Here is a 22656-nt window from a genome sequence, read left to right as displayed (position 1 = left end):
AGAACATGAATATTTTACAATACGAATCAAAAATTTGGGCAACTGCTGACCTTCTACGTGGTAGTGGTATTAAAGAATCAGAATGGCCTTCGTTCATGATGCCTTTCTTTGCTCTTGTGATGATTGAAAGCCGGCTTATACGGATGTTTGATGAACTAAAGGCAGAAATAGGCGAAGAAGCATTTAAAGAGATTCAACAAGAAGATCTCTATGATCTCATCAAAGATAAAGGCCAAGGCTACAACATCTTCATTTTTGAGAAAAACCAATCTTTATCCGATATTTGTAAAAACGACAAATCTTTTGATATCGACTTCGATGCCTACCTTCATGGCTTTGATGGTGAAACGAAAGACCTGCTTGGCGTAGATGCCGTTGAAGGCGAAAAGTTTCTCGATATACGAGGCGTAATAGCCAAACTCAAAGCAAAAAAGGTATTGCTTGGCTATACCAAACTTTGGGCTGAAATTGACCTCAAGCCTTTTAATAACTCTGAGATCACCACACTAGAAGAGCATATCAAACGTAAATGGGCTGACATCTCAGCAGAAACCGCCGGGGAGCAGTACACCCCTGATGATGTAATTGCACTTATCAGTGATATTGTCGCTTCGAAAATAGAAGAGTCCGACAAGCTACTAAAAATCTATGACTGCACCTGCGGTGGCGGCAACATGCTATTTGGCGTTGAAGATCGCATAAATAAAAAATTCAAACGCCTAACTCAAACGTATGGGCAAGATTGGAATGACTCGCTCTATGCACTAGCAAAGATCGAAAGTCGTTTTCGCCCAGATTCAAAAATCGAACACGGCAACACTTTGGTCGATGATAAATTCGACAACGAAGAGTTTGACGTGGTTATTGCTAACCCACCCTATGGTGTAAGTTGGTCCGGTTACGCTAAAGACATTCAAAACGACAAAACCGAACGTTTCAAATTCTTGCCATCCATCTCTGATGGTCAGTTGCTCTTTATGCAGCACTTAATATCAAAATTGGATGCCAATGGTATAGGCGTTGTTGTTCATAATGGTTCTACATTATTTAGTGGCGATGCTGGTTCGGCTGAAAGTAACATCCGAAAGTGGATGTTGGAGAGCAAACTAGTCGAGGCCGTTATTCAGCTTCCAACAGATGAGTTTTTCAACACCGGTATTCACACCTACCTTTGGGTGCTAAACAAAAATAGAGATCCAAAATCTGAAGATAAAGTATTGCTGATTAATGCCAGTGAAAAGTGGACAGAACTCAAGAAAAGTAAAGGTTCGAAGAAGCGCGAAGTAGCCGAAGAGCAAAGAGCCGAGATAGTACAAGCACTGCTTGAATATCAAGATAATGAATTTACCAAGGTCTTTGAAAAGGAACACTTCTACTTCAACAAACAAGCGATCATGCTTACCAATGTAGATCAAAACGGGTTAAGTTTTGAATCGCAGCTGCCAATGAAAGAAGATAAAAAAACTGGCGAAATGAAGAGAGCTTCCTCCAAGCCGCTAGCGGTTACGTCTTTAACTGACGGAGAGAGAGAGCTTACAGAATTTTCTATTACAGAATATAGTAGAGAATCTTATAGTTCTTTATTCGAGTATTTTGAACAAGATATCAAACCATTTGTTTCAGGCCTTAATTATAAAGAACAGCCGCTTAAAGTTACGACCAATTCAAGCACCTACTATTACAATGACGAGCAAGAAACCCTAATCAAAGAAGATCGTAAAACAGGGACTACTCAAGCATTAGGATGCGGGAAAATTATCATTAAGGCTGCACTCAAGAAAGCCACAAAAAAACTACCGGAACGAATTGAAATTACTGTTGAGTTGACTCCTGATTATCAAAAAGACTACGAAGTTATTCCATTTAACAAAGATTCTGTGCTTAATCAGCAATCTATTGAAGCCTTTATGGCGAAATACATCAGTAAACCGTTTGAATATCTTGAAAATGTAATTGGCGTAGAAATTAGTTTTAACAAAGTTTTCTTCAAGCCAGAGGCGCAACACAGTGTTGAAGATGTTTTAAAAGAAATCGCAGCACTAGAGGAAGAGTTAAAACAACTGGATGAGGCTATCGCACTATGAAGTTGCATTCAGAAACCTATGATTCGTATAAAAACGCCGAAGGCGAATGGTCCGACACAATCCCTAGTGAGTGGCAAGAAAAGCGCGTAAAAGATCTTTTTAGGTTAGTTACAGACGCTGCATCAGCAGACAATGATTATGAGCTGCTTTCGCTATATGCAGGCATTGGGGTCAAGCCACGTAAAGATTTGGAAGCCAGAGGTAACAAAGCCAGCTCGACCGATGGATATTGGATTGTCAGAAAGAACGATATTGTTGTTAACAAACTTTTGGCATGGATGGGATCTGTGGGGTTGTCTGAATATGATGGTGTTACCAGCCCTGCCTATGATGTTTTGAGACAAGTTAAATCAGATATCGATCCCAGATACTTTTCTTATTTATTCAGGACTGAAACAGCAAAAAAAATATTTCGTAAAAATTCACGCGGCATTATGGATATGCGCTTGCGACTATATTTTGACAAGCTTGGTTCTATCACTGTTCCATCCCCGACCTTATTGGAACAAAAAAAAATATGTAATTACATAGATAGTAAAATATCGCTTTTGGATAGAAAAATAGAAATCTTAAAAAACAAGATAGCAGCATACGAAAAACTAAAGAACGCAGTCATCAGGTACGCTATTTCACGAGGGCTAAAAGATGATAGGGAAATGAAATGCAGCGATGTCGAATGGATTGGTGAAATACCAAGAAGTTGGAGAGTTTGTCGAGTAAAAGATATTTCCTCCAGTACAAATGGAGGAGCTTTTAAAGACGATATATGCGACAAAGGTTTGCCAATTATAAAAATACAGCAGCTAACAAACTCTTCAGAAGTAAAGGAGTATTGCTCGCCGGAGTCAAAGAAAATTAAAAGGGATAATATTCTTTCTAATGGTGATTTAGTTTTTTCTTGGTCAACTTTAATTTATCCGTTTATATATAGAGGACCTAAAGCGCTATTAAATCAACATATTTTTAAAGTAACTCATAAGCATGATATTGACCGTTACTGGATGTATTACATGCTCATGTACTCTTCTGAGAGATTAAAAACATTTGCTCACGGCAGTACAATGCAACACATTTTAAAGTCAGATTTTGATAATCTAGAAGTTGGATTGCCACCATATAGCGAGCAAGTTGAAATCGGCAGATATTTAAAGGATAAAGTTGGGAATATTGAAAACATTAAAGGTAACCTTGATGAACAAATTGCACGTATTAAAGAGTTAAAAATTGCAATTATAAATGATGCTATTTTGGGTTGCATAAGAGTCACTGAAGTAAGCTCTAATGAGGTGGCGGAATGAACGAATTACACTTACAAGACAAGTTCTTAATACCTTTTTTTACCAATGATATTGGCTACAATGAAGTCAAGGCTAACACGGTGACCAACTCTTTAGTTATCGAGGAGGATTTAGAAGCTTTTATCAGCGACACTGATCTCAATAAAAAGGCTTATGATACGCTGCTAAAAAAGTATAAGGGTGACAAAAACCTATTACTTAAAGAGCTTATAGAGCTGATTCAAGAGCGCATCGGCAGTAGCCGTAATATGGCTTTGTTTATTAATGCAAATAAGTCGATTACCCTGCAAGGCGTAAAGCTGCACCTGTTCTACCCAAGTGATAGTGTCATTCACGGCAACAAGTTATTTGAGCAGAATATATTTTCGGTTGTACAGGAGCTGCCTTATAAGTTTAAGTTTCAGGGCGAGCAGATATTCTCATTCCGCCCTGATATCGTGCTTTTTGTAAATGGTATCTATCTGGGTTATAGCGAACTGAAAAGTAACTATACCAGCCAAAACGCTAGTAAAAACGGGCGTGGCAAGGTAATAAAAGACTACTTTGAAGCGGTTAAAGCCTATCACCAACATATCGATAGTAATGATATGTTGAGTGAAAATGAAAAGCTTGCGTTGCGCAAAGACTTTTTAAAGATATTCGAAAAGGCTATACATATCACCACAACAGATATTGGTGAAACCTATGTTATTCGCACCATTGCAGACTATTTCGATGAAATACTCACAACTTGTCGTGAAGGCAAGTTTGACAGAGAAGAGATAGAAAAAAAGGCGCATAGCGTATTTAAGCTATATCCTCTACTTAAACCTGATGCTGATAAAAAGTCTAAGCTAAAAGAGTTATTCAATGCTCTTTATAGTAAGTTCATGGTTGAGAAAGAAATCCTATACTACAACTTTATTGAACGCGACGTGCACGTCAAAAAAGGCATTAAAGAGGTTAAGAATGAGCCGGGATTCTTAATTTCGCCGAGGCCAAAACAGAAGTTTGGTACAGATAAAATCATGGCTAAGATTGATGAATTTTTAGACCATGAGCAAGACCCTAATTATTTTGACAATCTCCTTGAGAAGCAACTAGTTGGTGTTAGTGAGGCTAAAAAAGCTGAACTCCTTCAAAAGCGTAAAGCCTATTCGAATAACAAAAACGTTTATTCGTTATTAATGCAATATGCAGCAGGCTTTGGTAAGTCAAATATTATCGGTTGGTCGGCACTACAACTAAAAGACCTTCGGCGTCCAGACGAAAATGGCAATATGCAGTACGTGTACGATAAGGTCATGATAGTCGTTGACCGATTGCAGCTGCGTAGCCAGATAGACTCACTAATGCTTAACATGAATATTGATAAGCGTTTGGTGGTTGAAGCTACGAACAAGAAAACCTTTCAAAATGCTTTAGCCTCTGATAGCCGAATTGTGATTGTTAACTTACAGAAGTTCGGCGCAGTTAAAGAGATGATGGATGCGAGTGTTTTAGCAAAGCTTGCCAAAATGCGTATCGTTTTTCTCATCGATGAGATACATCGCTCTAATAGTGGTGATCAACATGAAGAAATGGTCAGTATCTTCGACGAATTGCAAAGTCCTTTTGATGGCGAAGCCTATGCTGGAAAGGCGACGAAGAAGAACTTAATTGTCGGTTTCACCGCTACACCGGATGATCACACGCTGGCACGTTTTGGTGAATTTAGCGGCTATGCAGAAAGCGAAAAGCTGTGGCGGCCATTTGATAGCTTTACCATGAAAGAAGCGATAGAAGATGGCTTCATCCTCAATCCACTTAAAAATATTGTCCCTGTGGCATCTAAAATGCTATTTGATTTGCCTTCAAATCCACTCGAAGGTTTCACAGAGAAGGAGTTTAAAGATGCTCAGAAAAAGCAGGTGTATGAGAACCGAGAACGTATTGACGCAATATCCAAGTATGTTGCCGACCTTCTGGTAAAAGATGTTTACCGCCAAATACGTGGTACTGGTAAAGCCATGCTTGCCGTGTATTCCATTAAATCGGCCATCGCTTACAAGGAAGCCGTCACTAAATATTTTAACGAGTTGGTTAAGCTTCCTAAATATGAGAAGTATGCAGAGGCTCCAATTCATATTGTATATTCGAGCAATCAGGACGAGCAAAGTGCTACGGGCTTGAATGAAGGCCTATCTGAAGAAAAAGTATTGGAGAACTTTGCCTTAAAGAAAAATGGCTTAATCATCGTTGTCGCCAAGCTTCAGACAGGGTTTGACGAGAAAAAACTGCATACGCTGTTTTTGGATAAAGAAATTCGTGGTATTAGCGCTATACAAACGATTTCACGTGTTAACAGAACGGCCAAGTATAAAAACGATTGTAAAATTGTTGATTTCTCTTATAACAATGTAAACGTTCAGAACATCAAAGATGCGTTTGAGCATTTCTCTGATGTTGTTGTCAGCGACTTTGATCCTTTCGGAGATAAAAAGGTTCTCGATATTCTCCTTGCTGAGCTCAACAAGTCTGATACGTACGATAAGTTTTTCAATGTGTTTATGGGAATTTATAGGGACCCTGTCAAACGAGATCAGCCTGAATCCTATCTTGATTTTGAAAGCAGTCTTAAAAAATACATTGAAGCGAACCCTCAGCGCACAGCAGATACCAAGGCTAAAGCAGCACAATATTTTACGATATTAAATCGCATTGAATTTGTAATAGCCTTGGATGCCAAGTATAGCGAACCAAGCTTTCTATTTTTTTGGCGTAAATTCAACACCCTATATAACATGGTTCATCGAAGCGATGACGTCAAAGACCCTATTGAAGTGTATTTTGACAACCAAATAGGCATGGTTGAAGTAATTGCAGAAGAACCTAAAAAGAAGAAAAAGAAACCAACAGAAGTCGCAACCGGAGCACCTCCAGGACCTGGTGGGCAATATGACATTTTAGCGATTATTGCTGCACGCAACGATCAGGAAGAGAAAATCGGCTCACTCATTCTGGAATTCGAATCAAAAATTTCTGACTTCTTCAACTATGTAAACAGCTCTACTGAAGGTGAGCGATTGATCGTTAAGATTAAGTCGCATGTTTCAGAAAATGAAATCTATGATGATTTTTCAAAAATTTACCGTAAGTATCGTGCGCTCTATCGTTCCAAAGTCGGTGACTATTTCTTTAAAGAGACTGAAGATTTGGTTGATAAACTTTGTGATGATTTTGAGCTGATGCTCAGAGAGCAAGACTAATTTATTACTTCATTTAGTTGAGCTTGCCATGATCAAATTTGGTAATTGGGCGTCTATAAAAAAGATAGTGCTCTTTTTCTAGCATATAAACGACAAAGGAGATAATAAGTGGTTACATTTGATAAATTGATGACACCTCTACTTCAAGCAAGTATGCAGCGAATGGTTGGTATTTAGGTAGAGAGGAGTGATGGTTTGCTGAAGGCAATCTCAGAGTTATTAGATGAGTCACCAGGACTGAAAGGACGTCAAATTGCCAAGGAGCTGGGGCTGGATAAGTCTCAAGTGAACTCGTTTCTTCACAAAAACCAGGATACGTTTGTGAAAAACTCAAATCATGAATGGTGCTTGATACGGGCTCAGCATGTGGAAATTGATTTCGGTACAGGTTGGATTGATGAGAAAGCCTTTGAGAGTGCTATCGGTAAGCTTGCGTATCAAAAAGATGCAAACAAGATAACATTTAGATTCGGCATCGATTGTAAGTTTTTGCTGATAGCATTGGCCCGTTTTCTTGCTCTCGCGAATCAGCTCACTGCTATTGGGAAGGATGTGGTGATAGATACTACAGCATGTCCTAATACACACAGTTTTTTTAGCAGAAATGGCTTCTTTGATTATCTTAATCAAAGTGTAACTTGTTTCCCTGAAAGGCCCGCGATGTCAGCTGCTAAAACTTATCGGGATAATAGCGATACCTTGGTCGAACTAGGAGAAATTGCACAGCCAACCCAAAACAAGGAGCTTGTAATTCGTTTGGGCGACAGGTTTGTTGAGCATTCTTCAGCTAGCTATTTCTTAGCGGCTAAGACTGTTTTTTCAGAGCTTGTAGGCAACGTTACTGACCACAGTGAATCCAAAATACCGGGGCTAGCAGGTCTGCAAGTATATCGACCGTATAATAAACCAAAGCATATTCAAACAGTCATATCCGACTCTGGTTTAGGTATTGCCGCTACCTTGAGAACAACATTACAAAGTGAACATCCGAAGTTGTACGCACAGTTTTCAGCGGAAACTGTTGAGAATGACATTGCGCTTGTTCAAAAAGCATTTACATCTGGTGAGGTTAGTCGCTTTGGTAAAGGCCGGGGGCTAGGCTTTAAGAGTAGTCGAGAGCACGCTAGCAAAGAGAAAGTTATCATTGTAATTAGGCAGCTAACTTTCTCATTGGCTTTGGAATACTCGAAGGGTCAACTCATCAATGTTTCTGAAGATCGAGGGTTGGTCCCTATCACAGGAACCCATATCTGTTTTGACTTCTATGTTGACAATTTCTGATAAATAGTGTCAACTTAAGCAGATGAAACAGTTAACTCATAAAATTCTTCTTTCAGAAGTCGTAGGTTCTGACCATGCCTTTGGTAACGATGAAGGTAGTGAAGCCTATGTGAAGATTAAAAAGATCGTTGATGGTCACCCATCATGCGATATTTTTGCTATCAGCTTGGAAGGGATTCGATTCACTGATGCTTCATTTCCTCGTGAAAGTATAATCTCGTTGGCTAAAGCATTAAAAGGAGAAAAAGGTTTTTACCTTTCTAATGTACCGAGTCGTGACCTTCTGGACAATTGGTCTTATGGCGCTACAGCCAAGGATCAACCTCTTCTAGTCAAGAACGATAGCGGTTACGAAGTGCTCGGTGTGAAACTTAGTGCGACTGTCAAAGAGCTTCTAGATTTTGTTATTGCAAAAAAGACAGTGACTTCGTCACATGTATCTAAGCACTTTGACATTTCAGCACAGAATGCCAGTGGTCGATTGAAGAAGCTTCATGCGACAGGTCTTGTGTTAGGTCAAAAAGAAGTGGCAGAGTCAGGTGGACTGGAATTTGTCTACCGATCAATTTTGTAGTTTTTTTTTGATTTTCTGGTTAATCTGCTTGCGTTAATCAGAATTAATGTTTATTCTTTAATCAGATCCTTCGGATCTTTTTTATTAATATCTGATAAATGTGATTAAGTTAAGCAGAATAGGAGGCTTTATGGCTACAAATCCCCCATCAGGTGACGGACACAGAAACGGTGCCGTTAAAGGTAGATCTCAGACTCAGACGCCAAGCGGACATTGGGTAAAGCGAGATGCTGATACTGGTCGATTCATGGATGTAAAGACATCCGACAAAACACCTTTTAAAGGTGTCAGGAAGGAGAAATAGTTTGGCTAATGGTAAAACCCATTTGGTCGTCGGGGCTGCGGTTGGTTTAACCGTTGCCTTGGCGGACAACAAAAAACAAGCTGTCAGTCACCATCCTGTAACTGCCATTACGGTTGGCTCTCTATTTGGCAAGCTTCCAGATATTTTGGAACCCTCTTTGGGTAACCCTCACCATCGCCAGTTTTGCCACAGTCTATTGGTGTTAACTGCACTAGGTGTTGGTCTCAAACATTTGTATGAGTGGCAACCGGAGGAGGCAATTGATAAGTGTCTTCGCGGGCTGGGACTAATTGCCGGATGTGCTTATGTAAGCCATTTGCTCTGTGATGCGACAACACCGCGCTCACTTCCGTTAATTGGCAAACTATAGGAGTTTTGAATGGTCGCTAAAGTCACAAGACCCATAGACCGTAAAGTTGAGCGAGAACTTTGGGCTCGTGCCGCTGCTCGTTGTCAGTTTAGCGGGTGTAATAAGTTGCTATACAAATCAGCGGTGACCCAGGAATCGGTCAATGTCTCTCAAAATGCTCATATTTACGCATTTTCTGAGAATGGGCCTCGTGGTTGGGGACTCTTTAAAACGAAGCCAACCAGCTTGAATGACGTCAGCAACCTCATGTTGATGTGCTATGACTGTCACAAAAAAATTGATCAGAAAGGCAGCGAGGACAGGTATCCAGCCGATCTCTTGATTAGTTGGAAAATGCAGCATGAGCAACGTATAGAAATACTCACAGGCATTGCTCCTGATCGCAAATCAAATGTTGTTTTATATGGTGCCAATATTGGAACTGAAAGATCACCGATAAATTATCACGGTTGTGTTGAGGCAATGTTTCCGAATTGGTATCCGGCAACTGAAAAGCCAGTGACCCTATCCATGGTATCAGAGCTGAAAGATCACTCTGAGCAATATTGGCAAGCAGAGTCGCAACACTTAACGAAACGTTTTCAAAGTAAAATCTCATCGATCATCGAAGAGGATTCTTGTAAGCATTTTTCATTGTTCGCGTTAGCTCCTCAACCATTGTTAATAAAACTTGGCGCTTTGCTTACCGACAAAATTGAGGTCGAGACTTATCAGCTGCATCGAGAGCCTAAAGGCTGGTTTTGGCAAGACTGTTCAGATGATTTTGAGTACATCATCAACAGACCTCAAAATATGGAGGGAAAGCCAGCCCTGGTACTTTCTTTGAGTGACCATGTGTCGCATGAGCGAATTACTCGGGTTATAGGGCCAGATACATCGATTTGGGAAGTGACTATCAAGCACCCTCATAATGATTTCATGCAGTCAAAACAGCAGCTCTCCTTGTTCAGAAAGTGCATAAGAAAGCTGATTGTTGAAATCAAAAATACACACGGGGCTGCCACGCCACTGCAAATTTTTCCTGTGATGCCAGTATCGTGTGCCGTCGAATTAGGACGGGCCAGAATGCCTAAGGCTGATATGCCATGGCTTATTTATGACCACGACATAAAAACACAACAATTCGTAATGGCAGTCGAGCTTCGAGGAGATCTACATGAGTAATACTAAAAGTAACGACGTTCTAAACACAATTCTGGAAAAAATTGAGCTACCAGACAGTGCTTATGAAAAGGCTGAAAAACGCTATAAGGATCTAGGTGATTGGTTACATCGCCCAGAGTCAACATGCGTGAATTTTGATCCCCACGTGTTTTCTCAAGGTTCCTTTCGTCTAGGTACGGCGATTAGGCCAGATTCAGAAGAACAGTATGACCTAGACATGGGGTGCAATCTTCGGCGTGGCCTGGATAAAACGTCTATCACTCAAAAGCAACTAAAGCACCTAGTGGGTCATGAATTAGAGCTTTATCGAAACGCCAGAGGAATTAAGGAAAAGCTAGCCGAGAAGAAACGCTGTTGGCGCTTAGAGTATGCCGATGGGCTTAGCTTTCACATGGACATAGTTCCGTGTGTGCCAGAGAGTGATACAGGAAGAGGCCTTTTGAAAAAGCGGATGGTCGAAAACTCTAAGTTTGATGAAAACTTGGCTCAAAACGTGTCTCAGCTTGCAGTTTCGATTACCGACAACACAGATTTCACTTATGCAGTTGTGAATGCAAACTGGCGTATCAGCAATCCTGAAGGATATGCTCGATGGTTTGAAACGCGCATGAAGACGGCACGGTTAGTAATAAACGAACGTGAAATGCGATTTAAAGCCAGTATAGATAGTCTGCCATATTATCAATGGAAGACACCCTTACAGCAGGTTATCCAATTATTAAAGCGTCATCGTGACACTATGTTTAAAAACAATGAGGATAGTAAGCCAATATCGGTAATCATCACTACATTGGCGGCTAAATCGTATAAAGGTGAAAGTGATTTGGCTTCAGCGTTGAATACGGTGCTCTCCGAGATGGATGACCATATTTCTGCACAAGCGCCAATGATTCCGAACCCAGTCAACCCAGCCGAAGATTTTGCAGACAAGTGGTATGACGAAAAATCTGCTCAATACCGATTACAAGAAAACTTTTATAAATGGCTGTATCAAGCTAGAGCTGATTTTAGTGCTCTTTGCTCAAGTGATGATACGCAACGAATAGTAAATGCGGCGCAAAATGGTTTGGATTTGAAGCTTGATTCAAGTTTGGTAGCACGTCTATTGGGTATTCCTGCGGTGACGGCAAAACCAACTTTCGCAATTCAATCATCTGATCCAAAGCCATGGTTTAAGCAATAGATGAAGCACTGGAAGGCTGTAGGCCTAGAGGCTTTTCTCTCGGCCTATCCGAACATTAGATTAGTAGATGTCCATGCAGATAAGGTTGAGTTGCAGGGAGAGTATCTGTTAAAAGCACAGCTAGCTGGAAGTCGGTTTATAGAGCGAACATTTTCTCTAAGGATTGTATGCCCAAGTGATTATCCTAGGGCATTACCAGTGGTGTTTGATACCGCTGGTTACTTTCCTCGTAATCAGGACTTCCATACTTACTCTGATGGATCATTTTGTCTTGGCTCAGACCTGAAAATTAAGTCAATTTTGAAAACCAACTCGTCATTGACAACCTTTTTCGAAAAGATTGTTGTCAGGTTTCTTTATTCGGTGTCCCATAGGGTTGAATTTGGCAACTTTCCCTATGGCGAACTGGACCATGGTGAGAACGGCCTGATTGATGATTATTCTCAGTTGTTCAATGTTAATGGTAAAGCATCAGTTCTACGGGCACTGAAAGCGTTAGGTTTGCGCAAGCGTGAGGCAAATAAATTACCTTGTCCATGTGGTTGTGGTGATCGTCTTGGCTCGTGTGACTATCGGTTTGTCTTGAACGAGTTTCGTCAAGTTGAGCGCCGCCGATGGTTTCGCGATCACCTACAAGAAGCTTTTACACCGATTGAAAAACCCAAAAGGAGAGTTGGGAAAAAAACTAAAAGGCCAAGTAGAAATACGCCTTAGCTTAATAAGCTCCCTCAGCATTTTATGGCGTATGTGTTAATACATATCGGATTTTTGAGTCTAATCAACCGGCAACGCCAGATTGAACCTTCACACTATCGTGTCGGAGGTTCACTATGTTCAAAAACCTATTTTTTCAAGCCAAAGCACTACCAGAACTGTCATCTCAACTGGATGCAGAAATCCCACGCTACCCGCCATTCCTGAAGGGGTTGCCAGCTGCGTCACCTGAGGATTTGCAGTCCACACAAGACGAGCTAATTGCCAAACTGCGCCAGGTACTTAGCTTTAACCAGCGTGACTTTCAAAGGCTGATTCAACCCTGCATTGATCATCTGGCGTCCTATGTTCACTTGTTGCCAGCTTCTGAGCATCATCATCACAGTGGTGCTGGTGGTTTATTACGTCATTCGTTGGAAGTTGCTTTCTGGGCGGCACAAGCTGCTGAAGGGATCATCTTTGTTGCCAGTGGCACACCGGTTGAGAAAAAAGAGCTAGAGCCAAGGTGGCGTGTTGCAGCGGCTCTTGGCGGTTTGTTCCATGATATTGGTAAGCCTGTTTCAGACTTGTCCATCACAGACGAAGATGGACGCTATCAGTGGAACCCTTTTTTAGAAACCTTATCCCAGTGGACCACAAATAACAGCATTGAACGCTATTTCATTCGCTGGCGCGACGGACGGTGCAAACGGCACGAGCAATTCTCAATTCTGGTTTTAAACCGGGTGATGACGCCTGAGTTGCTCGCCTGGTTAACACAACCTGGCCCTGAAATTTTGCAAGCCATGCTGGAAGCAATTGGCAATACCGATCCAGAGCATGTCCTGTCTAAACTGGTCATTGAAGCTGACCAAACCAGTGTACAGCGAGACCTGAAAGCTCAACGAATTTCCGTTGACGACAATGCCCTTGGTGTCCCAGTCGAACGCTATCTACTTGATGCTATGAGGCGATTGCTTGCCAGTTCCCAGTGGTTGGTCAATCAGCGAGATGCCAGAGTTTGGATACGAAAATCGAATCAATCAACCAATCTTTACCTGGTTTGGAAAAGCGCGGCTAAGGAAATCATTGAGCTGTTGGCCAAAGACAAGATACCTGGCATTCCAAGAGATCCCGATACCCTTGCGGACATCCTCATTGAGCGAGGATTGGCCACTAAATCCGCCTCAAATGAGCGATATGAAAGCTTTGCCCCTGAAGTGCTGATCAAAGACGGCAAGCCAATCTGGCTACCCATGCTGCATATATCTGAGGCCGATTTATTGTTCAGCTCGAATGTACCAAGTGGTGTGACACTGTTTAACAAATCTGAGTGGGAAGCAACGCAGCAAACACAAGCAGAACCTCAGAGTCGTTCCAGTGAACATCCAGACTTACCTGAAGCGTCATCATCAATTGAACTCAGTAATTCGACTGAGTCGCCATCGACAAAACCGTCCGAAAAAGATGATGAACTTCGTCATGCCAGTGATGTTAGTACCCCCCAGGCAACTGAAAATGCCCCAGGTGATGAATGCGAAAAGCCTAACAATTCATATGATGGCGCCATCTCAAATAACGTAAACCAGCAAGATGCAGAGGCATTGAATCTCCCTGAATCTTTGGCGTGGTTCCCAGAGGCCAGCAGTGCGTTGATTATGGTTGGTGAACAGCTTCTGATCCGCTATCCCGATGCCGTAAGACCTTGGTGTGCACCCCGAAAACTGCTTGCTGAACTCAGTCGGTTAGATTGGCTTGAACTAGATCCGGCAAACCCGACGCGTAAAGCCAGAACTGTGACTACAAATGATGGAGTTCAGGAGCAAGGGTTACTGCTGAAGGTATCGATTTCTAAAGGGCTAACTGCACTGATAGACCTTTCCAAACAAGACGCAGAATCAGTGACAGCAATTCAGAACAAAGAGGCTTCACAGCGTCCGAGTCGAATTAATATAACCAATGCCCAAGCAAAAGAGCCCGCCACAAGAGCGGAGCGTAAGCAAAAGCCGATTGCGGCCAATGCGAACTCAAGTACAGACCCCAAACACGCGCAGCGGCAACAGATGGTTAGTTTTGTGAAAGATTTGCCCATCTTACTGACCGATGGCGATTACCCAGACGTGGATCATAGTGCCGATGGTATTCGCGTCACGATTCAAACCTTACGCCAAGTCGCCAATGAGCATGGCATTCCAGCCGGACAGCTGCTTCGGGGGATCTCGGCCAGTGACCAATGCCAGTTTGATGAGGGGGAAACGGTTCTGTTTACCGCTCACGCTAAACGTTAATCCATTTGAAATTAAGTGGATTGCAAACGGTTATTTTGCGGAGCATGAATGAAAGAAAACGCATATGAGATGCCCTGGCGCACGAACTATGAAGCCATGGCAGCAGCAGGCTGGCTGGTTGGGGCAACTGGGGCAATTGCCGCAGAAATGCTGACTGAGCTACCACCTGAGCCATTTTGGTGGATGACAGGGATTTCCTCGGGCATGGCGTTGTATCGCCTGCCTGAGGCTTACCGTCTTTATAAGTTGCAGAAGGGGCTAAAAGGCAAACCATTGGCTTTTATGGCGCTGTCGCATTTGCAAAAGGTGATGGCAAAACATCCTGATGAATTGTGGTTGGGGTATGGCTTTGAGTGGGACCAACGTCATGCCCAACGCGCTTATGAAATCTTAAAGCGGGATAAGCAAACCTTGCTTAACCAAGGTCACGGCAAACAAATGGGTTCGACCTGGATTCATGGTGTTGAGCCCAAAGAAGAAGATGTGTACCAGCCAGTTGGTCACACTGAGGGGCACACCTTAATTGTCGGTACGACCGGTGCGGGAAAAACACGATGCTTTGATACGATGATCACTCAGGCCATTTTGCGCAATGAAGCCGTGATTATTATTGACCCCAAGGGAGACAAAGAACTTAAGGATAATGCACAGCGAGCCTGTATTGCCGCCGGTAGTCCTGAGCGCTTTGTGTATTTTCATCCGGGGTTTCCAGAGCATTCAGTACGACTTAATCCCCTGAGGAACTTTAACCGGGGTACTGAAATTGCTAGCCGAATTGCGGCCTTAATCCCATCCGAAACCGGTGCTGATCCATTTAAAGCCTTTGGTCAAATGGCACTGAATAACATAGTGCAAGGTCTGTTGCTTACGTCACAACGTCCTGATCTGAAAACACTGAGACGATTCTTGGAAGGTGGCCCAGAAGGCTTGGTAGTAAAAGCCGTCACGGCATGGGGTGAGCAGGTGTATCCGAACTTTAGTGTGGAGATCAAGCGCTTTACCGAAAAGGCCAATACCTTGGCTAAACAAGCCATGGCGATGTTGCTTTTTTACTACGAACGCATTCAGCCCGTTGCCGCCAATACCGATTTGGAAGGCCTTTTGAGCATGTTTGAGCATGACAGAACCCACTATTCCAAGATGGTGGCTTCACTGATGCCGGTGCTCAATATGCTCACATCAAGTGAACTTGGTCCACTGTTATCACCTATTGCAAACGACGTGGATGACAGCCGGTTAATTACGGATTCTGGCCGTATTATCAACAATGCCCAAGTGGCCTATATCGGGTTGGATTCATTGACCGACGCCATGGTTGGCAGCGCCATTGGTTCGTTACTTTTATCCGATCTTACCGCCGTGGCCGGTGACCGCTATAACTATGGTGTTGAAAATCGTCCCGTAAATATCTTCATCGATGAGGCGGCTGAAGTCGTCAACGATCCCTTCATTCAACTGCTCAACAAAGGTCGTGGCGCAAAAATGCGTTGTGTGATTGCTACTCAGACCTTTGCTGACTTTGCAGCTCGTACAGGCAGTGAAGCTAAGGCTCGCCAGGTGTTAGGTAACATCAACAACCTGATAGCTCTTAGGGTGATGGATGCCGAAACGCAGCAGTACATTACCGACAATCTTCCTAAGACTCGGTTGCAGTACATCATGCAAACTCAAGGTATGTCGTCCAACTCGGACAGCCCCGCCTTGTTTACCGGCAATCATGGCGAACGCTTGATGGAGGAAGAAGGCGATATGTTTCCACCGCAGTTATTAGGCCAGCTCCCCAACCTAGAGTACATCGCCAAGCTTTCAGGTGGCCGCGTGATCAAAGGTCGCATTCCTATTTTAACCAGCTCTACACAGGCAGCATAAGGAGTCTGTATGCATCATTCTGTCTGTCTGAAAATGACAACACTTACCAGTAAAGAAATGATCGCTCAGTGGCAGCAACATAATCCCCAGTTCAAGGAAACCTTAAGACTGCTTGAAACCGACTGGCCTCATGCTTTGGCCTCGGTGTATTGCTTGGCGGACTACTTAACGGATGCGTTTACGTTAGATGGCCATTCCATCTTTGATTTGTGTCTGTGTAATGGTTTGGGCAGTTATGAAGAAGTCAGTTGTGATGATGACAGTGTACGCCTTTGGCATTTCATTGAGGCACTTACCTGGACTGCCGCCAGTGCTTTAACGGGGATTCGCCTGCGTGATCCTGACCATTTCGAGTGGGCTGCCGTGGATGGTGTGTATTTCCACTCCTGGATTCGTAATCGTCCAAATCGGATGGCGTATTTGGCTGAAGGACGCATCGACGTGCGTTATGTCAGTGGTCATACGACGACAAAACGGCTTCAACAAGTGATTAAAGCCCGGATTATGACGCCAACCGTTGCAGCCATGCTGGCGCGAGTAGAAGAGGATGTTTGGCATGAGCAAGCATAAGTCGGTTTGGCTACTTTGCCTGGCGCTGATGCTAGAGATTATTTCCATTGGCGTGTTAGTGCCTGGTGATTGGACTGGCCGGGTCATTAGTAAAGAGAAGCAGATGATCCAAAATCAATTGGGCGCACAAACAAGCTATTGGATTGGTCAAACTAGCCATGGCTGGTATCAATCATGGGTTGTGGATACGCAGATGGAGCAATCTGTGCGAGATTTTCTAATCCCCACTGAAGAACAGCGACTTCGTTCTAAAGGGATGGAGAACATGGGAGGCTTTTGGTTTGTCTGGGTAGAAGACCGTATTCAGGCATTTTTTGATGTGTTGTACCAAGTGTTCACTCGATTTGCTTTGCTGATGGTCTGGTTGCCCTTTGCGCTTATTCTCATGTTACCGGCGTTGTGGGACGGTTTGATGACCTGGAAGATTAAGAAAACAACCTTTGATTTTTCGAGCCCTATCATTCACCGCTACAGCATGATCATCTTGGGCTCAGGCATCATCTTGCTGTTTATGGGATTGTTCGCCCCGCTGGCTATTCCACCGGTGGTTCTACCGTCGATGATCATCGGCTTGGCATTGATGGCGGGGTTGGCGTTAAGCCACTTGCAGAAGAAGATATGAGGCCAGTTAGGCCTCATCTTGTAGAGCTAAAACCTTACGCCTACGGTATTGCCATTCTCGTCTTCCGTTGGCAAATGATAAGTATCAATAAGGTGGCCTTGAAGCCAAATATATTGAGGCATCCAAAAAGAGTACTGTCGTATAAGAGCCAATACTTCTTTTAACGGTTTGTTTGCATGAGGCTCGGCAAGACGAAAGTACATGAATGAGCAATCATCTCGAAAATACTCATGAAGCTCTGAATCCGATAGCGTTTCTTTTAGCGGCCTGTTTTGTTCGTCGTCCTCATCAGGGGAATTGGCATAAATTTCAAACAGCTGCTTTTCAGTGAGCATCTCCAATAAGTGGTCTTCAATAAATACCCCATCACTGGTATCGACGTCCATACCATCTTTGACATCAAAAGCCATGACACATCCAGAAGATAACGCCACTTCTGATGGTTTCAGTAAGTCATTAGCTTGCACAACTTGATGCCAATGATTAAAACCAGCAGATACTGCAACTTCATCGAGTGCTTGAGTGTGTGTAATGGATTTTTCACGTTTAAGCTTTCGTGCTTTTTGCTTTAAACGTTCAACCGAGGCAGAGGAAATGATTTTAGTAATTTGCATTGAGTTTCTCCTATTAGCGAATACGGTGCCCACTGCCGAGGTCGCAGAAAAAACCTAAGCAAAAAATAAATTTGATATGCATGTCGTCCCGTCCGGGTTTGCTAAAGTGGGCAGCTGGTCTCGACACGACCAATATCCCCATCATATCAACCGCATCAAAAAGATCAATTGTTAGTATTGTCTGAATAGAACCCTCAAAACCTTCAATAATTCGGCATCTAGCTGACCACTGAAGCTGCCAATCCCGAGGCATCCTTCACTTCTCAATTCAAACAACGAGGAGTGACTATGGAACCTGTAAATATTCCATCCTATATCGATGACCCGCCGCACTTCCTGCTTTGGAGTGCCGATGAGATGGCTCCCATTCTGTTGGGGCTAGTGATCGGCATTTTTACCGGTTATGCCTTGGTTTTATGCCTGTTGGGGTTGGTGACAACCAAGCTCTATCGGCGTTTTCGTGATGGTCGCCCAGATGGTTTTATTCTTCACGCCATCTACTGGGCCGGACTGTTGCCAACCAAAGCCAAGACGATCCCTAACCCATTTATCAGGAGCTATCTGCCGTGAAGTTCGACGTTTTTTTAAAATCATGGCAAGGCACGCAATTAGAGAACCGATGGCAACGGTTCCTGATTGCGGTGCTGGTGCTATCTAACTTGCTGCTTGCGGTAGCGGCATTTTCTCGCAATACCGTGGTGGCCATTCAACCACCAACCTTGTCTGAAACGGCTGAAGTGTCACGAAACCAGGCCACTCAGCCTTACCTTGAGTCTTGGGGACTCTATCTGGCTGAGCTTATGGGCAACGTGACGCCGGGTAATGTGTCTTTTATCCGAGTTGCTATTGAGCCGCTACTTTCTCCAGCGGTGTACCAGCAAGTGGTCGATGCACTGGAGATTCAGGCAAGACAAATCCGGGAAGACCGAGTCACGCTCAAATTCCAACCCAGACAAGTGGAGTATGAGTATGAAACCGGCCATGTCTTTGTGACCGGTTATTCCTTGGTCTCTGGACCATCTGGAGATGAACAGCGCCAAACTCGCACCTATGAGTTTGACATCAATATTGAGCAATACCGTCCAAAACTTAGCTGGATGGATACGTATGAGGGGCAAGCTAGAACGAAGCGAGTTCGTGAAAAGTTGACCCAAGAGCAAAACCGGAGGGTGAATGATGCGAACCAAAATTAGTCGATGGATGACACCAAGCTTAATCGCAATGAGCTTGAGTGGCGTTCTGTTATCACAAGCGTCGTATGCAGACGTGGAATTGCCGATTGTGCCAGCCAGTGTGATGAAGCAGTCTGCTACTGCAAATCCACCGGTTCAAAGCAATTCGGTTGCAGCGGATACGCCAACAACGCTACTGATGACACCGGGGGTTAATGAACTGATCCCTGTAGCACTTGGTCATCTGAATCGAATTGTGACGCCGTTTGAATCGCCTCAGGTGAGAACAACCAGTGATGCTCAGACGCAAATCAAGGGGAATGTTGTATATGTAGCCACGGACAAAGAATCACCGGTTTCACTTTACATCACTCCGCCTGGTCAGGAAGCGCCTGCGTTATCTGTCACCTTAGTACCTCGTCGTATTCCACCGCGTGAAATCACCTTAGCTATTGATGGTCAGCAGTGGCCTATTAAGGGCGTCGTGAACCGAAAAGCCGCCACTTGGGAAACGGCTCAGCCATACGTCGATAACCTACGTGACTTACTCAGACGCCTTGCACTAAATGAGTTACCACAAGGCTATGACATCCGTTTAGCTGGCCAAGCTGACACAAGCCCGAAATGTTTTCAGCCTGGCTTAAAGTTTGGTTTTAAGCAGGGGCAAATTGTGACGGGACATTACTTCACCGTCTATGTAGGACTGGTTGAAAGCTTTGCCGATGAGCCGATAGAAGCCAGTGAAATAGCTTGTCATGCACCAGATATAGTGGCAAGCGCCTACTGGCCTCGCAATATCTTGTTGCCGAGTGAAAAGACTGAGTTGTATGTGGTTGTTCGCAATCATCGTGAAGAAGCGGTGGAAAGTCAGCGACCTTCGCTTCTTGTGGGAGGTGAATAACGATGAAAGCACAATGGGAACAAATGAGCCCGAACATGAAGCGGGGCCTATCGGTTGCTGGTATTGCTGGTTGTCTCATCCTTATGGTGATGGTGTTTTCACCTAATCCTGACGATGGCTCAAGCAGTCGGAACCGACAGGAAACGATCCGGCACATTCTTACGGATACCAATACTCGTGATGTTGGGGTCGATAGTTTGGCTGCGAACGTAAAACTACTCAGTGAGCGCAATGAACAGTTACGTCGTGAAGTTGAGCGCTTGCGTCGTGACGTCGATTCAGGACGGCTAAGCCCAGGTTCGCCTTCTATACCAAGTGAGGTCAATGCGGAGTTGGCTCGCCTTCGAGCGGAACTTGATGATGTTCGCGCTGGAGGTGATGCAGCAGTTGAAGGCACAAATAGCCGTTTTGAAGTGCCTTTATCTGCCATGGAATTGCCTAAAGACGAAAAGCCACTGCCGTCTAACCCAGACGACTATTTTGCCAATGCGCCGCTGCCTGATCCGCTCTATCAGCAGCCAGCCAATGGCCAAGGCACACGAGCACGGGATGTTCCATTGCCGCCAATCACGATTCGTATGATTGAGCCTGAAGTGGTTGCTGAACCAGAGGTTGTTGTGCAAGAAGCGCCGCCTTTGTATCTACCGGCAGGCAGCATCATCTCGGGTACTTTGATCACAGGTTTGGATGCCCCTACTCATGAGTCCGCAAGACGTGAGCCTTTTCCTGCATTGCTGAGGATTCAAAAGGAAGCCATTTTACCCAACCGATTTAGAGCGGATATCAAAGAGTGTTTCTTGATCGCCGCAGGTTACGGTGATTTGAGCTCTGAGCGTGCTTATTTGCGAGGCGAGACCATTTCATGTGTGAGAGAAGATGGTGGCGTCATTGAAACACGACTGGATTCTTATGCCGTGGGTGAAGACGGCAAAGCCGGTATTCGTGGCCGATTGGTGTCGAAACAAGGCCAGCTGGTGGCCAAATCGATGATGGCCGGATTCCTTCAGGGCTTGGCTGGCGCATTTGATGTAAATCCTGTTCCGACGATTCAGACGGGTAATGCCGGTGATACTCAGCTGTACCAGCAAGTCATGAGCCAAGAAGCATTGCAAGGCGCTGCGATTAAAGGCACCGGTAAAGCATTGGATCGAGTGGCCAAGTTCTATTTGGACATGGCTGAAAATATGTTCCCAGTCATAGAGGTAGACGCTGCAAGGAAAATTGAAGTCATAGTCACTCGTGGAGCCTCGTTGTCATTGGCCGCTTCGCAAGGGGGAGGTGCAAAAAGATGAAAAAATCCTGCATGTTGCTAACCGATCGAAGTCCGTTTCAGACAATAAGATGTGTATCCAGAGGAGAGTTAACCATGACGACATCAATGCAGAAAAACCCAAAGCACCAGTCAAAACAGTGGTCTAAAGCTGGATTACTTTTATTGGCAGTCGGCTCAACCTTATTGTCTGGCTGTAGTTCATTGGGTCTTGGGAGTAGTGAATATGGATGCCCAGGTATGCCTGACGGTGTGCGCTGTTTATCCGCTCGTGAAGTCTATGAGCTTACCAGCAATGGCGCTGCACCCAAGACGATTGATGCTGTGGCGGCTCGAATTGGTTCTCCCTCTGGGTATTCACAATCTGATTTAGAGACAGGACTGCTGAGCCATCCAGCATTACCTGAGACGCAGCAATCTGCACCTATTCGCATTCCTTCAAGGGTGATGCGAATTTGGATTGCGCCTTGGGAGGATGACCGTGGAGATCTGAATTTATCCAGCTACGTGTTTACCGAAATTGAACCGCGCCGGTGGGATATTGGGGTGTCAGCACCTCGAACGGTTTCGCCAGTGCTACGTCCACTTCAGACTCAAAGCGATTCATCCTCAGCGGGAGCTGATGGTAAGCGCGATAACTTGAGTATCTACGGAGAAACTAACGAATGACAAATGCAGTTCGCACCATTCAAACTCAGCGCCTAATGACCATTGGTGCGCTTGGTTTAATGGCGTTAATGATTTCGGAGCCCTCATTTGCGGGCACCGGTGGTGATGCTTTCACTGATGTGTGGGATACCCTAAAAGATTGGACCCAAGGTACTTTGGGACGGATCGTAGCGGGAGCCATGGTACTGGTGGGTATTGTGGGCGGTATCGCTCGCCAAAGCTTGATGGCTTTTGCCTTGGGCATTGGTGGCGGTATGGGTCTCTACAATACGCCAACAGTCGTTGAAAGTGTTATGTCTGCAACTTTACCTGTTGTTGCCAGCACTCAAGAAGTCATTGGCACAACAGTTCCAGCAATCAGCGCCGTTTTACTGGGCACCTGAATGTGAACCACAGTAGGCAGTTCACTTAAGGCAATCAAACTTAGGTCTACACAACATCGGGTTATTGGTGATGTTGTGTAGACCTTTTCATTTCAGCGACGCCACATTAACGAACTTGGT

20 protein-coding genes are annotated in these 22656 nt (G+C 44.2%); 19 read left to right on the top strand and 1 reads right to left on the bottom strand.

Annotation, left to right across the window (positions count from 1 at the left end):
* Window positions 1-5: 5 nt before the first annotated feature.
* The 13 genes from DVO77_RS10400 (at window position 6) to DVO77_RS10340 (ending at window position 17527) form a co-directional block, all read left to right on the top strand.
* Entirely contained in the window at window positions 6-2084 is a 2079-nt protein-coding gene (locus tag DVO77_RS10400) for an HsdM family class I SAM-dependent methyltransferase (protein ID WP_119978307.1), read from the top strand.
* Entirely contained in the window at window positions 2081-3382 is a 1302-nt protein-coding gene (locus DVO77_RS10395; RefSeq protein WP_119978306.1) for a restriction endonuclease subunit S, read from the top strand. The genes DVO77_RS10400 and DVO77_RS10395 overlap by 4 nt, the downstream gene beginning before the upstream one ends.
* On the top strand, window positions 3379-6609 hold the full coding sequence (locus tag DVO77_RS10390; protein WP_119978305.1) for a DEAD/DEAH box helicase family protein: 3231 nt from the start codon (window positions 3379-3381) through the stop codon (window positions 6607-6609). Before DVO77_RS10395 ends, DVO77_RS10390 begins: the two co-directional genes overlap by 4 nt.
* 195 nt (window positions 6610-6804) lie before the next feature.
* Window positions 6805-7890: an ATP-binding protein gene (locus tag DVO77_RS10385; RefSeq protein WP_119978304.1), complete on the top strand. Its 1086-nt coding sequence runs from the start codon at window positions 6805-6807 to the stop codon at window positions 7888-7890.
* 22 nt (window positions 7891-7912) lie between these two features.
* Window positions 7913-8464, top strand: coding sequence for a MarR family transcriptional regulator (locus DVO77_RS10380; RefSeq protein ID WP_119978303.1), 552 nt, complete (start codon window positions 7913-7915; stop codon window positions 8462-8464).
* Window positions 8465-8769: 305 nt separating this feature from the next.
* Window positions 8770-9138, top strand: coding sequence for a metal-dependent hydrolase (locus DVO77_RS10375; RefSeq protein WP_011788464.1), 369 nt, complete (start codon window positions 8770-8772; stop codon window positions 9136-9138).
* A gap of 9 nt (window positions 9139-9147) precedes the next feature.
* The gene (locus tag DVO77_RS10370) at window positions 9148-10302 is read left to right on the top strand and encodes an SAVED domain-containing protein (protein WP_119978302.1); all 1155 of its coding nucleotides are present in this window, start codon (window positions 9148-9150) and stop codon (window positions 10300-10302) included.
* Window positions 10295-11485: a nucleotidyltransferase domain-containing protein gene (locus DVO77_RS10365; protein WP_119978301.1), complete on the top strand. Its 1191-nt coding sequence runs from the start codon at window positions 10295-10297 to the stop codon at window positions 11483-11485. Before DVO77_RS10370 ends, DVO77_RS10365 begins: the two co-directional genes overlap by 8 nt.
* On the top strand, window positions 11486-12199 hold the full coding sequence (locus DVO77_RS10360; RefSeq protein ID WP_119978300.1) for a hypothetical protein: 714 nt from the start codon (window positions 11486-11488) through the stop codon (window positions 12197-12199).
* A 116-nt stretch (window positions 12200-12315) separates the two neighbouring features.
* A complete protein-coding gene (gene mobH / locus DVO77_RS10355) occupies window positions 12316-14466 on the top strand; it encodes a MobH family relaxase (protein ID WP_119978299.1) in 2151 nt (716 codons plus the stop codon).
* Window positions 14467-14514: 48 nt separating this feature from the next.
* Window positions 14515-16335 carry a conjugative transfer system coupling protein TraD gene (gene traD / locus DVO77_RS10350; RefSeq protein WP_065767335.1) on the top strand — a complete coding sequence of 607 codons (1821 nt, stop codon included), beginning with the start codon at window positions 14515-14517 and terminating at the stop codon, window positions 16333-16335.
* A 9-nt stretch (window positions 16336-16344) separates the two neighbouring features.
* The gene (locus tag DVO77_RS10345) at window positions 16345-16905 is read left to right on the top strand and encodes a conjugative transfer protein (RefSeq protein ID WP_119978298.1); all 561 of its coding nucleotides are present in this window, start codon (window positions 16345-16347) and stop codon (window positions 16903-16905) included.
* The gene (locus DVO77_RS10340) at window positions 16892-17527 is read left to right on the top strand and encodes an IncC plasmid conjugative DNA transfer DtrJ family protein (protein ID WP_119978297.1); all 636 of its coding nucleotides are present in this window, start codon (window positions 16892-16894) and stop codon (window positions 17525-17527) included. Before DVO77_RS10345 ends, DVO77_RS10340 begins: the two co-directional genes overlap by 14 nt.
* Window positions 17528-17553: 26 nt before the next feature.
* On the opposite strand, the gene DVO77_RS10335 is transcribed toward DVO77_RS10340, so the two are convergent.
* On the bottom strand, window positions 17554-18141 hold the full coding sequence (locus tag DVO77_RS10335; protein ID WP_119978296.1) for a plasmid-related protein: 588 nt from the start codon (window positions 18139-18141) through the stop codon (window positions 17554-17556).
* A gap of 288 nt (window positions 18142-18429) precedes the next feature.
* Here DVO77_RS10335 and traL point away from each other — a divergent pair, with 288 nt between their 5' ends.
* From traL to traA, 6 genes are all read left to right on the top strand, one after another.
* On the top strand, window positions 18430-18711 hold the full coding sequence (gene traL, locus DVO77_RS10325; protein ID WP_119978294.1) for a type IV conjugative transfer system protein TraL: 282 nt from the start codon (window positions 18430-18432) through the stop codon (window positions 18709-18711).
* Window positions 18708-19334, top strand: coding sequence for a TraE/TraK family type IV conjugative transfer system protein (locus tag DVO77_RS10320; RefSeq protein ID WP_119978293.1), 627 nt, complete (start codon window positions 18708-18710; stop codon window positions 19332-19334). Before traL ends, DVO77_RS10320 begins: the two co-directional genes overlap by 4 nt.
* Complete coding sequence (locus tag DVO77_RS10315; protein ID WP_119978379.1) at window positions 19318-20214, top strand: TraK domain-containing protein; 897 nt, start codon at window positions 19318-19320, stop codon at window positions 20212-20214. Before DVO77_RS10320 ends, DVO77_RS10315 begins: the two co-directional genes overlap by 17 nt.
* A 2-nt stretch (window positions 20215-20216) precedes the next feature.
* The gene (locus tag DVO77_RS10310; protein WP_119978292.1) at window positions 20217-21506 is read left to right on the top strand and encodes a TraB/VirB10 family protein; all 1290 of its coding nucleotides are present in this window, start codon (window positions 20217-20219) and stop codon (window positions 21504-21506) included.
* Between the two features lie 74 nt (window positions 21507-21580).
* Window positions 21581-22153 carry a TraV family lipoprotein gene (locus DVO77_RS10305; protein ID WP_162924179.1) on the top strand — a complete coding sequence of 191 codons (573 nt, stop codon included), beginning with the start codon at window positions 21581-21583 and terminating at the stop codon, window positions 22151-22153.
* On the top strand, window positions 22150-22536 hold the full coding sequence (gene traA, locus DVO77_RS10300; RefSeq protein ID WP_000180225.1) for a TraA family conjugative transfer protein: 387 nt from the start codon (window positions 22150-22152) through the stop codon (window positions 22534-22536). Before DVO77_RS10305 ends, traA begins: the two co-directional genes overlap by 4 nt.
* The last annotated feature ends 120 nt before the right edge of the window (window positions 22537-22656 follow it).

The organism is Shewanella algidipiscicola (genome assembly GCF_003605125.1).
Classification (GTDB): domain Bacteria; phylum Pseudomonadota; class Gammaproteobacteria; order Enterobacterales; family Shewanellaceae; genus Shewanella; species Shewanella algidipiscicola.
This window is presented reverse-complemented; position numbering and strand designations above follow the sequence as displayed.